At 32.4% G+C, this 12,542-nt stretch carries 13 protein-coding genes; 6 read left to right on the top strand and 7 right to left on the bottom strand.

Annotation, left to right across the window (positions count from 1 at the left end):
- Positions 1-2 precede the first annotated feature (2 nt).
- Positions 3-794: a glucose 1-dehydrogenase gene (locus E2558_RS07305; protein WP_126565809.1), complete on the top strand. Its 792-nt coding sequence runs from the start codon at positions 3-5 to the stop codon at positions 792-794.
- Positions 795-918: 124 nt separating this feature from the next.
- On the opposite strand, the gene E2558_RS07300 is transcribed toward E2558_RS07305, so the two are convergent.
- Complete coding sequence (locus tag E2558_RS07300; RefSeq protein ID WP_126565810.1) at positions 919-1,827, bottom strand: AEC family transporter; 909 nt, start codon at positions 1,825-1,827, stop codon at positions 919-921.
- 139 nt (positions 1,828-1,966) lie between these two features.
- Here E2558_RS07300 and E2558_RS07295 point away from each other — a divergent pair, with 139 nt between their 5' ends.
- Together E2558_RS07295 and mspA are read left to right on the top strand one after the other, a co-directional pair.
- Positions 1,967-2,134, top strand: coding sequence for an SE1832 family protein (locus E2558_RS07295; RefSeq protein WP_126565811.1), 168 nt, complete (start codon positions 1,967-1,969; stop codon positions 2,132-2,134).
- A gap of 72 nt (positions 2,135-2,206) precedes the next feature.
- Entirely contained in the window at positions 2,207-2,524 is a 318-nt protein-coding gene (mspA, locus tag E2558_RS07290) for a membrane stabilizing protein MspA (RefSeq protein ID WP_126565812.1), read from the top strand.
- An 86-nt stretch (positions 2,525-2,610) separates the two neighbouring features.
- Here mspA and E2558_RS07285 read toward each other — a convergent pair whose 3' ends face one another.
- Positions 2,611-5,805, bottom strand: a complete 3,195-nt coding sequence (locus E2558_RS07285; RefSeq protein WP_126565813.1) for an efflux RND transporter permease subunit — start codon at positions 5,803-5,805, stop codon at positions 2,611-2,613.
- 125 nt (positions 5,806-5,930) lie between these two features.
- Positions 5,931-7,193, bottom strand: coding sequence for a lipid II:glycine glycyltransferase FemX (locus E2558_RS07280; RefSeq protein ID WP_126565814.1), 1,263 nt, complete (start codon positions 7,191-7,193; stop codon positions 5,931-5,933).
- Positions 7,194-7,367: 174 nt separating this feature from the next.
- Here E2558_RS07280 and E2558_RS07275 point away from each other — a divergent pair, with 174 nt between their 5' ends.
- Positions 7,368-7,619: a hypothetical protein gene (locus E2558_RS07275; protein WP_126565815.1), complete on the top strand. Its 252-nt coding sequence runs from the start codon at positions 7,368-7,370 to the stop codon at positions 7,617-7,619.
- A 3-nt stretch (positions 7,620-7,622) separates the two neighbouring features.
- Here the strand turns inward: E2558_RS07275 and E2558_RS07270 are convergent, their stop codons facing one another.
- Complete coding sequence (locus tag E2558_RS07270; RefSeq protein WP_126565816.1) at positions 7,623-8,384, bottom strand: VOC family protein; 762 nt, start codon at positions 8,382-8,384, stop codon at positions 7,623-7,625.
- 173 nt (positions 8,385-8,557) lie between these two features.
- On the opposite strand from E2558_RS07270, the gene E2558_RS07265 reads away from it, so the two are divergent.
- Both E2558_RS07265 and E2558_RS07260 read left to right on the top strand, forming a co-directional pair.
- On the top strand, positions 8,558-8,995 hold the full coding sequence (locus tag E2558_RS07265; protein WP_126565817.1) for a MarR family winged helix-turn-helix transcriptional regulator: 438 nt from the start codon (positions 8,558-8,560) through the stop codon (positions 8,993-8,995).
- Positions 8,992-10,197 carry an MFS transporter gene (locus E2558_RS07260; protein ID WP_126565818.1) on the top strand — a complete coding sequence of 402 codons (1,206 nt, stop codon included), beginning with the start codon at positions 8,992-8,994 and terminating at the stop codon, positions 10,195-10,197. Before E2558_RS07265 ends, E2558_RS07260 begins: the two co-directional genes overlap by 4 nt.
- 62 nt (positions 10,198-10,259) lie before the next feature.
- Here the strand turns inward: E2558_RS07260 and E2558_RS07255 are convergent, their stop codons facing one another.
- The 3 genes from E2558_RS07255 to mobA all read right to left on the bottom strand — a co-directional run bounded on the left by E2558_RS07255 (position 10,260) and on the right by mobA (position 12,538).
- Positions 10,260-10,610, bottom strand: coding sequence for a SarA family transcriptional regulator (locus tag E2558_RS07255; protein WP_103329052.1), 351 nt, complete (start codon positions 10,608-10,610; stop codon positions 10,260-10,262).
- A gap of 286 nt (positions 10,611-10,896) precedes the next feature.
- On the bottom strand, positions 10,897-11,919 hold the full coding sequence (moaA, locus tag E2558_RS07250; RefSeq protein ID WP_126565819.1) for a GTP 3',8-cyclase MoaA: 1,023 nt from the start codon (positions 11,917-11,919) through the stop codon (positions 10,897-10,899).
- A gap of 13 nt (positions 11,920-11,932) precedes the next feature.
- Positions 11,933-12,538, bottom strand: a complete 606-nt coding sequence (mobA, locus tag E2558_RS07245) for a molybdenum cofactor guanylyltransferase MobA (protein ID WP_126565820.1) — start codon at positions 12,536-12,538, stop codon at positions 11,933-11,935.
- Positions 12,539-12,542: the final 4 nt, after the last annotated feature.

Below are 12,542 nucleotides of genomic sequence, written 5' to 3'. Positions count from 1 at the left end.
AGATGTTTCCAGATTTAGAAAATAAAGTAGTTGTTATTACAGGTGCAAGTAGCGGTATTGGTAAATCATTCGCCGAAAACTTTGGTAAAGCAAAAGCAAAAGTCGTTTTAAATTATCGTTCTGATCGTAATTTAGATGAGATTGAAGACCTTAAAAAGACGATTACTAATGCAGGTGGACAAGCGATTGCTGTTCAGGGCGATGTATCTGTAGAAGATGATGTTAAAAATTTAGTTCAATCAGCTGTAAATGAATTTGGTACGTTAGACATTATGATTAATAATGCTGGTTTTGAGAAACCTATCCCTTCTCATAAAATGCCATTAGATGAATGGCAAAAAGTGATTGATATAAATTTAACAGGTGCTTTCATTGGTTCACGTGAAGCGGTTAACCAATTCTTAAAAGAAGATAAAAAAGGTGTCATTATTAATACATCAAGTGTTCATGATACAATCCCATGGCCAAACTATGTTAACTATGCTGCCAGTAAAGGCGGTTTGAAATTAATGATGGAAACAATGTCTATGGAATATGCTCAATACGGCATTCGCATTAATAACATCTCACCAGGTGCAATTGTTACTGAACATACGAAAGAAAAATTCTCTGATCCTGACACTAGAGCTGAAACACTAGAAATGATTCCAGCTAGAGAAATTGGTGAAGCACAAGACATTTCAAACGTAGCATTATTCTTAGCTTCTGATTTGGCAAGCTATATCCACGGTACAACTATCTATGTGGATGGTGGAATGATGAATTATCCTGCCTTTATGGGTGGAAAAGGATAATCAAACTACTTATGTGTCCAATTCACCTAAGAGTGCAACTTCCATTTTAAAAAGTTTCATACTTATAAAAAAGCAAGCAACTCGCCCCTTGAGTTGCTTGCTTTTTACATATTTAAATAATTCATTATACAAATAATGCTTGATATACATACAAGATAATAATACTTATTACGATAGAAATGTTGGTTACCATACCTACAAGTGGTAGCGTCTTATATTTAAATTGAATAGAATATGGAATAATAGCTACCCCTACTGGTAATAACCAAGCAATGAGTAATGTCGTTTTAATCATATTATCTGAAACTGGTAAGAAGTAGTGTACCATCAGACCGGCAAATAGTCCTAGACCGTAATGTGCGACTAAATACTTGATTGCGATTGGTAAAAAGTGACGTTCAATCTTAAAGTTAAGCATCACGCCTAGTAATATCATAGATAAAGGCATGTTAGCTTTTGAAATAATAGTAAAGAAATCAATAGCTACGTGCGGTAAGTGAAGATTAGACATATTTAATATAAACATGACGATATATGTCACTAATGGCACAGAGGTAATTAACTTTTTCCCTAAAAATTTAAAATTGAATTGGTCGGCCCCTTCACTAAAATAACTTCCTACAAAGTACGTAATACCAAACATGATAATGGCACCGCCTATATCCGCCATACCAAAATAAACCATACCATTCTTAGGCCAAATCGTATTGACTAATGGATAGGCAAATAAACCAATATTTAATGAAGCTGTCATCATTCCTACTGAACCTTTAATATGGTTATCATATTTCCTAAATAGCATGATAACGATTAACTTAGCAATTACACCATAAACAATCATCATAATGGGTAGAATTGAAAAAGAAAAATCTAAATCAGCACTATTTAGATTAACGATAACTAAAGAAGGTAATGTGACATTTAATACGAGTGTAGAAAGTACTTGACTGTCTGCTGCTTTTAAGAAATTAATTTTCTTTAAGAGATATCCTAATGCAATTAATAAAATGATCATTACAAATTGCTCTGTCACATCAATTCCTTCTTTCTTATTTACTGTTTTATTACAGTTAATAACTGTAACACAATTTCCATAATTTTTAGAAGTGTCTTGTTCATGCTATAATTCAACTAAATTATAAAGCCAAAAATAAAAAGGAGTGCCATACATAATGGATTTAGAATCACAATTAGATGAACTCAAATATGATTACACGCGTTTGCAAAATGATTTAGAGAAACGTGAATCATTAAATCAAAATATAGACCCTTTATTGAAACAACTTGAAGATATCGAGAAAGAAATTGCTAACATTCGTTCAAAATTACGTCAGAAATAAGAGGTATAAGCCTCTAGTCAGAAAGATATCAGAATGCTATGATATTAGTCATGATAGAAAGGATGTTATCAGGTGAAACTCTACCTACTTTTATTACCTATATTATATCTTATCGTTAGTTACATCACTATTTTTAAAATGCACTCTGTATTCACACGCATTTTAAGAATCGTGATGGGCATATTATTATTATTTGTAGTAGCCATTACTACTTTAAAATTCCCTGCAGAGAATTGGTGGGTCTTCGTCGTTCTAGTTCTTTTAGTAGGTAATGTAGAAGTTACTGCATTCAAAGCCTTAAAGAATGATCACAAAGGTGTTTCAATTCTAAATATATTATCATTAATTTTATTCGTGATATACATTATTTTAACTTTTGTAATGTATTAATATTCGAATGATACAACATTTTTAAATTTAAAAAATAGAGAGGGTGTGCGCCTGTTTTAGAAACAGGCGCCACCCTCTCTTTTTATTTATCTACGTGTTAATTTATTTTTCAAAGTAAATAAAATTTCATAAATAACTGGTACTACAATTAATGTGAGTAATGTTGATGATATTAAACCACCAATAACCGTAGCTGCCATACCTTTAGAAATAAGGATTGAACTGTCTTGTCCGAATAGAAGCGGTAATAATGCACCGATTGTAGCAATCGCAGTCATTAAGATAGGTCGAATACGTGTGCCACCCGCTTCGAGTAACGCCTCTTTCATAGGCATACCTTGCTTCTCATTCGTAATTACTCTATCAATCAACACAATTGCATTGGTTACTACGATACCAATTAACATTAATAAACCAATTAAACTTGGTACTGAAATCGTTTCACCTGTAATGAGTAATGCAAGCACTACACCGATGATTGTAAATGGTAATGAGAATAGTATTGTAAATGGTGCTAAACCACCTTTAAATGTAATAACTAATACCAAGTATACAATCACGATAGCAACTAACATCGCAAAGGCCAATTGACTAATAGCTTGATTGATATCATCGGTCGCGCCACCAACATTAATCTTCACATTATCTGGTTTATCGATACGATTCACTTTTTGCATGACTTTACTTGATGTGCCACCTACGTCAGAAGCAATGACTTTACCTGAAACAGTAGTTGAATAATCGCCATCTTCTTGATTAAGTTGACTTGGTGTTGTCGTATGTTCAAGTTTAGCAATATCTTTGAGTTTTACTTTCTCACCAGTTGGCGACTGTAATTCGATATTATTGATCTTATCGCGTGACCAGTCTGTTTGTTTATTTTGTTTTACTTTAACATCTACTTTATTACCAGCTTCTTTGACAGTGGTAATTGTTTTCTCTGGTAAATTTTCATTTAAATTTAATGCCAATTGTCCAGCTGAAATACCTTTGTCTGTCGCTTTGTTTTGATCAACCTTAATTTCATATTGATCATAAGTTTGAGATAAATCTGATTTAACATTTGCTACGCCATCGACAGATTTCATTTTATCTTCAACTTTAGCAACTGTATCTTTAATTGCATCAGGCGACGGACCTTTAACGGTTACTTCTATTGAGTTATTACCAGCACCCGTACCCATATCTAGATTTTTCCATTCTCCTGGGTCCTTCATTTTCGCTAAATGAGAAACAACTTTGTCAGGTTCCTCATCAAAGTTAGGCGTATCTTTATCGTATTCAACCATAATAGCCATACTATTAGTACTACCTGTTGGATCCGCTGGAGAAGGTCCTCCTACTGAATATTGCACGGTTTTAACTTTTTTCTTACTTTGTAAGTATTGTTGTGCTTCTTTCGCGTGATCAAGTACCGCTTCTTTCGTTTCACCAGGTTTAGGTGTATACGTTACAGCTAAGAATTTATCTTCCCCTTCTGAAATGAAACTTGTACCTAATTTTGCACCGCCGAGCACGACACTTCCAACTAAGATGACTAAACTGATAATAATAACAATCCATTTATGATTCAGTGACCAACTTAATACGCTTCGATAGCCTCTACTAATCGCCCCAAGACCTTTAGTCTCATTTGTACTAGTCGGACGTTGTTTTGTTTTAATTCCCTTTTTGAAAAATGTAGAAGCCAACGCCGGCACAACTGTAATAGAAACTAATAATGAAGCTAATAAACTGAAAGCAATCGCTAATGCAAACGGTCTAAACATCTCACCCACTGAACCAGATACAAAGGCAAGCGGTAAGAATACAATGATGGTAACGATAGTTGAAGATAAAATAGGTTTAAATACTTCACGTGTCGCACTAATCACTAAATGATCGCCTTTTAATGATTCATCAGAATCAGATAAGCGTCGATAAATATTTTCTACGACAACAATTGAGTCGTCTATCACACGTCCAATTGCAATAGTTAACGCACCTAACGTTAAAATGTTTAACGATACGTTACTTAATTTCAAAGCAATCAACGCGATTAAGATTGATAATGGTATCGAAACAATTGAAATCGCAGTTGTTTTAATATTTCTTAAGAATAATAGGATAACGATAATTGCTACTATTGTACCTAATGTTGCTTTTTCAACCATAGTATACAGTGAATCTTGAATTGGCTTAGCAGTGTCCATCGTTTTAGTAGCTTTAATATCACTATTATTTTTTACGAACTCATCAATTTTTTTCTGCGTTTCGCGAGCGACTTGAACTGTATTTGCATCTTGCGCTTTCATCACTTGAACGTTCACTGCATCTTTACCATTTGTGTTAGAAATAGATGAGCGTTCATCTCCAACAGTGACTTTAGCCAGCTCTTTTAATGGTACGCTTGGCATCTCGCCACTATCGCCCATTGACATTGAACTACTTTGAGATTTTTGACCGCTACTTGAGGTAGAAGCATCGTCTCCTGTACTACTCATGCTATTACTATCAGAATCATCGTCTCCACTACTTGATTGACCTTGCCCACCTATAGTTAGTGGTATTTTTAAATCTTTCAGTGCATCAACGGATTTAAATTGTCCGTCAACGACTAGTGATTTTTCATTATTACCAAATTGGAATAAACCAAGTGGTGTTTCACGAGTAGCTGTTTTAATATAATTCTCAACATCATCGGCAGTTAATCCTGCTTCATCAAGTTTATCTTGCTTAAATTTCAATGTCACTTGACGTGTTGTTTGACCATTTAATTGTGCATTTTGTACTCCATCTACAGTTTGTAGTTTGGGAATTAATTGCTCATTAATTTCTTTAGTTGTTTTTTTCAAATCATTTTTACTATTAGTAAATGAATAAGCGACAATCGGGAATGCATCCATTGAATTACGTGTTAATTCTGGTTCACTGATACCATCTTTAAAATCTATTTTATCAATTTCTTTTTTCAAGACTTCTTCAGCTTTGTCCATGTCAGTGTTATTGTCATATTCTACGCTTACAATCGAAGCATTTTGAATCGATTGCGTTTTAACACTTTTAACATAAGCCAAAGACCTTACCTGTTGATCTATCTTTGAACTTATTTCATCCTGTGTGGTCTGTGGGGTGGCACCAGGCATTGTTGTCTGTACAGATATCACTGGATTTTCCACATCAGGTAATAATTCAAGTTTTAATTTTGCACTTGAATAGACGCCACCTAAAATAACTAATACTACCATTAAGAAGATAGCGAACTTATTACCTAATGAGAATTGAAGCATTTTCTTAATCATTACGTCACTTCCCTAAACGTTTTAGAAACTCATTGCTTAGTTTGAGTTTTCATTTTATCTAAAAAAATCTGAACGCTTCTGTCATTGTAGAATCGTTCAGATGTCATTATTTGAATACTGTGTCGTTATTTACGTTTTAATTTGCGAGAAAGCTTAATTTTAGCTTTAGTTAATCGAGGTTTAACTTGTTCAATTAACTGATAAAGCGGTTGATTTAATACATAATCAAACTCACCAATTTTTTCACTTAAATAAGTTCCCCATACTTTTTTAAATGCCCATAGGCCATAGTGTTCTGAACCTTTAGGCGGATTGTTATCAGTGCCTCCGAAATCATATGTCGTAGCGCCGTGTTCTCTTGCATAACGCATCATTTCATATTGCATATGGTGATTTGGTAAAAAGTCGCGATAATCATTTGATGATGCACCATATAAGTAATATGATTTTTTACCTGCAAACATAAGTAAAGCACCTGATAAATATACGCCTTCTGGGTGTTTTTGTTTTAAATCTTCCATATCATTTTTTAATTCAGTTGTTTTAGATATTTTGTTCTCAACATCGTTAAGTTTGTTTGCATTTTTCTTATCATTTGGTTTATTTTCTAATTTAGTTTGAAGTTTTTCTTTTTCAGCCTCTTGTTCTGCTAAATCTTTATTAATTTGTTCTAAAACTGGTTTAGGTTCTAATTTAACCAAGAATAATTCTGCATCGCCATCTTCATGTAATGAATCATAAATATTTTCAAAGTAACTAATATCACGTGTTAAGAAGCCATCACGTTCACCAGTAATCTTCATTAAATTAGCAAATGTTTTTAACCCTTCACGGTCTGAGTGTTCTACTTTTGTACCACGTTTTAAAGCTAGACGTACTTTTGAACGGTTACGACGTTCATAACTTTTAAAGATTTCATCATCTGATTTATCAATAGGCGTAATCATTGTCATACGTGGTTGAATGTAATCTTTTGATAAGCCTTCTTTAAAGCCTTTATGTTTAAAGCCTAATGCTCTTAAGTTTTTAAGTGCTTCCGTCCCATGTTCCACTTCAACATCTGGATCGATTTTAATAGCATATGCTTTTTCAGCTTTAGCCACTTTTTTTGTTTCTTCTAAAAGTGTTTCAAGTGCAGCTTTGTTACTATAATCCGTTACAAATCCACGAGATACATAGCATAATGTAAACGGTAATTTCGGTACTTTCTTAAATAATAATTGAGCTACACCTTTTATCTCACCATTTTCTCCAACGGCAACGCGTTTTGAATACCATCCTGTTAAACGTTTTGTTTCTGCCCATTTCGTAAGTTGTAATAAGTCGCCGTTAGGATGGTTTTTTACAAATGCGTCATGTTCTTGATTAGTGATATTCATCTTTTCCATGCTATAAAAAACTCCTTTATTTTCACATTAATTATCATTATACAGTCTACAATAGTGAGTGTCGACAAACATACTATTGAAGTTTGAGATTATTTAATTTCTTTAAAATCTGCTATACTATATAGACTCTAAAATTAAAATTTCCAATTTTTTATATAAAAGAGGTAATGGACATTGAGAAATATATTATTAGCTATCTTTATCATTATTAATCTCATTGCTATTATAATCACGTTAAGCCAACCACTTTCAATTGCATACTTTAGTCTAAGAGTGATGTTTGTTGGCTTAAGTTTAGTATTAACTGTGCTATTTCTATTGCTTAGAACCACACGTCTTTCGACAATGTTAAGCATCCTATCATTATTATTAGCAATAGTGCATATCGCCCTAATTGCACATAGCACTTATATTTATTTATATTAGATTTCAGTCTACTGGTTCGAAGCGATATTTAGCACCTTTCACAATGATGGAATAAGGTGCAGTCGCTTCTTTATCTTTAAATACGACTGTTTTATAGCCAGATGTCTGGCCATCTTGAACACGATAAATGATGTTGTCATCAGTGAGTTGTAAATCCGTGTAATCTTCACCTTCATCTATAATGCGCATTTTAAACCATTTCTGCCATTTTGATAGTGTCTTCGAACGCTTAGAACTATGAATAATAATGCGATCAATAGTAAAATGCTTTTGATATAAATCTGCTAATTTTTCATTGCGTTGTTCCTCACTATCTTCCCACTCTATAAAGAACGGAGGTTTAACCATATAATCAGGGTCAGCAATATACAATAATTTCCAGCCCGTTTTATCTCCCTTTTTATTTTCTCTATGCATTTCAATAGGTCCAATTGTATCTACATTATGTTCATGAAGTGTTTGTTTTAGCGCTTCTATATCTGTTGTTCTAAAAGCCATTGTTTTAAAACCTTGTTGAAAATGATCATGTACAATCTTTGTAGCAAATGCCACTCGACCTTCTTCCGTTTTAGCTTCTTTTTTTAACTTTTCAACATCTTCTACATCTAATAATTCAATGTAATTTTCATTAATATATGCTAAACGATTAAATGTACCAAACTTATGATGTTTCCCCCCACCACTTAATTTCAAAATATTACCAGGATATTTAAAGTTATTTAATTGATCAACATAATGAATAATATGGTCAAATCTCAATTCCATCAGTTTTTCCCCTTTTTTATATTTCAATTCAATTTTATTTTATCAAAATGTAGGTAATATTACTTCTATTTATCTTGTTATCTTGCTATTGCAAATTTTACAGCTTAGTCGTATAATATTATTTGTCATTTCAATAGTTAGCTTAGCTAACTATTTATAAAAGGAGTTATTTTATGCTTACAAATGAATTCTTTAATAGTTTTATTGGTATTTATCGCCCTTATATTAAACGTACGCAACCTATATTAGATGAATTTGATTTGCATACTGGTCAGTGGTTAGTACTAAGAGATATAGCAAATAGTGCTCCTACTACACTAGTTCAAATTTCTAAGCGCCGTTTTATTGAAAAACCTACCACTCGAAAGATTATTAAAGCGTTATCTGAAAAAGAATTGCTCACTATTACAACAGGTCAAGATAAAAGAGAGAAGATTTTGAATCTATCTGAAAAAGGCCAACAGTTTTTTACAGAGGTGAATTATCGAATTATCCCTATTCAAAATCATTTGATTGAAAAATCAAATTTAACTACTGAAGATTTAGAACATGTTATTTCAACTATGGCTAAATTACATCAAACATTATCTGAGGAGGAAGAGAAAGAATGAACCAAGCTCAAAATTTAAAACAACCTATTTTTACGAAGAGTTTCACTGTGAACTTTACGATTAACTTCTTTGTGTATTTATGCATGTATTTATTACTTGTTATTATCGCTGATTATAGTAAAACATCGTTTCATGCTTCTGACAGCCTTTCAGGTCTAGTTGTAGGTCTCTTTATCGTTGGCTCATTAATTGGACGTTTTGCTACTGGGAAGTATGTCAATAAATTTGGTCCTAAAAAGATATTAATTACTGGACTTATCTTCTTAGTTATTACGCAATTACTTTATTTTATTCCTGGATCAATTGGCTTTCTTATGTTTGTACGTTTAATTAATGGTATTGCTACTGCAGTAGCCACAACAGCAACTGGTACAATTGCTGCACATGTAACGCCTGTATCACGTAAAAGTGAAGGCATCAGTTTATTTTCTTTAAGTTTAGTATTAGGAACAGCAGTTGGCCCATTTTTCGGGATTTTATTAATGAAATCTTTTTCAATTAATCTATTATTTGTAATCTGTGTTATTCTTGGCGTGATTAGCTTACTTATTTCAATCTTTATTAAAATTGACTTTAACCCTGTTACGAATGATACAGATAAAAAAATTTCAAAAGCTTCAAGTTTCAGTATTCACAATTTTGTTGCTAAAGAAGCCGTGCCAGTAGCTATTGTGATGATGGTTATCGGTTTGAATTACGCTTCAATTCTAACGTTCTTAAAATTCTTCGCTGAACAACGTCACTTAGTAGAAGCGTCTAGTTATTTCTTTATTTGTTATGCTGTTGCTTCGTTAATTACTCGTCCGATAGCTGGTCGTTTAATTGATGCTAAAAATGAAAATGTGGTAGTCTATCCGGCATTTGTAGCCTTAATCATTTCTTTCGTTTTATTAGTAATAAGTCATAGCAGCTGGATGTTGTTACTTTCAGGTGTATTTTTAGGTGTTGGATATGGTAACTTATCATCTTCAATGCAAGCCATTGCTATTAAAGTTTCACCTTCAAGTAAATATGGTATCGCTACTTCTACTTACTTCATCGGTTTAGATATAGGTATTGGATTCGGACCTTCATTACTAGGCTTGTTCACTAATTCAATTACTTATACTCAAGTTTATATTATTATGGCTGTAGTAGCTGTTTTATGTACTGCCCTTTACTTCTTTGTACATGGACGAAAAGTTAAAAGCACAACAAATTAAATTATAAAAAAATACCGCAATACGTTATTAATTTAACGTCATTGCGGTATTTTAATTATTTATTAGTTAGCAATACCAATTGCTTCAATTTCACTTTTCATTTTATCTAATAATTGTTGTTGCTTTGCATTAAAGAAATAAAATACTTGTCTTTCATCTGTTTCAGAACGTAATTTTGAAATAAGTTCTTTTTTATAAATTTTACGAATAATTACATCTATTTTACTTGTATCCCATAACATTTCAAAATGTAATGTATCACGTAATTCTTTACCACTAATTTTTTTACCTTCGTAGACTTTAAAAAGTACGACAAATTCTTCTATTGAAATTTTATATGATGATTTTAACCAGTGTTTCAATTGACTTAATTCTCTTTCAGCTGCTATAAAACGTTGTACTTTGTTATTCATAAAAATGCCTCCAATGTTGATTCTCTGTTGTAGTAATTGCATTACATAATTAAAATTGCTTAATTTAATTATATAACATATACACAATTTAATCTATTACAAATTTTATTTTAATATCATTACTTATTTAATATAAAACTTGATTTTCATGAGGTCTTTTCTACTCATACATTCCATACTTAAACCATATTTTTTCCATCTAACTATTTAATCGAGAGCAAATCATTACTTAATTAAAAAGCTATAGCAATTGATATTAATTAATCACTTTGCTATAGCTTAACATTTAACCACCGATATAATTCATATTAATTTTTTTACGTTGACGATTCTTCACTGTTTGTTCTGTTCGTTCATCTGAATAGCGGTCATCACGTACATTCCATAAATGAATCAATTGTTCTCTTAATTCATCATCTGTAACGCCTGAGCGAATAAACGATTTAATATTAAAACCTTCTACTGTACTAAATAAGCAACCATAAAATTTTCCATCTGAAGATAGACGTGCTCGCGTGCAAGTAGAACAGAATGAAGCTGATACACTTGTAATGAGCCCAAATTTCGCTCCATTATCTTTATGTCTATAGTATTTAGCCACTTCTCCATAATATTTAGGAGGTAAAGGTTCTATATCAAATTGTTCTTCAATCATTTCTAACATTTCGTCTTTAGTAACCACTTTACTAAAGTCCCAACCATTATCGTTACCGACATCCATAAATTCTATAAATCTGATTTCGATGTTTTTATCTTTGAAATACTCAATCATTGGAATAATTTGATCATCATTAATACCTTTTTGAATGACCACATTAACTTTTACATGGAAACCGATCGATACAGCATAATCAATTTGATCTAGTATCGTAGAAGCTTTAATATTACGATTATTAATAGCTTGAAAGACTTCATCATCAATCGCGTCTAAACTCACGTTAATACGGCGTAAACCAGCATCATAGAGTTTTTGACCATGTTTCTTTAATAATAAGCCATTCGTCGTCATTCCAATATCTTCAATACCATCTATACGCGTAAGTTCTTCAATCAATTGATATAAATTGCGTCTTAGTAGCGGTTCTCCACCGGTAATACGTAGTTTCTTCACACCCAATTCAGCATAAACTTTAGCAATTCTGACCATTTCTTCGAACGTTAATAATTCATCTTTCGGTAAGAATGCGAAGTCATCCCCAAAGATTTCTTTCGGCATACAGTAATCACATCTAAAGTTGCAACGATCAGTTACTGATATACGCAAATCTCGAATAGGGCGTCCTAGTTTATCCTTAATTTGAGCTACCATAACACGGACCTCCTTAATAATTTATTTGTTGTTTTAAAGTGTCCAAGTCATGTTGATAGTTAATGTTTTTATACCAATAGTCTGGTGAGTTAATTTCGTTTACGTCTAACGTCTTAATATTCACCTGTTGATAGACATGTCGTAAGCTATAATCATCTGATTTCAATGCTTGTTCCATAATATTTAAGATGTCTGGACTATAGAATGCGATAGTTGGTATAATTTTTTCATTTTCAGAGAAAGCAGCAATATCAATTTGATCTTCAATTAATTTAGAAACCATAAATTGATATAACGCGCTAATCGCTTTCCCAGTAATCATCGGTGTATCTACAGATACGACAAAGAATAATTCTTCGTCACTATACGCTTTCATTACGGTATAGATACCTGCAAGTGGACCTTTATCTTTCTCTTCTGAATCATCGACAATAATATTGTCATGTTTAAATTGGTTAGCAAGCTGATCATTCGTGCTAATAATAATCTCATTAAACATGTTCGTTTCTTCTAGCACATGAATAATACGTTGATAAAACATTTGGCCATCAATCTCAGCAAAGGCTTTTGCTTTGCCGAAACGTTCTGAATGACCGCCTGCTAATATAATTGCTTTCATTCCC

Origin of the sequence: Staphylococcus pragensis (assembly GCF_004785665.1) — a bacterium.
Taxonomy (GTDB): domain Bacteria; phylum Bacillota; class Bacilli; order Staphylococcales; family Staphylococcaceae; genus Staphylococcus; species Staphylococcus pragensis.
This window is presented reverse-complemented; position numbering and strand designations above follow the sequence as displayed.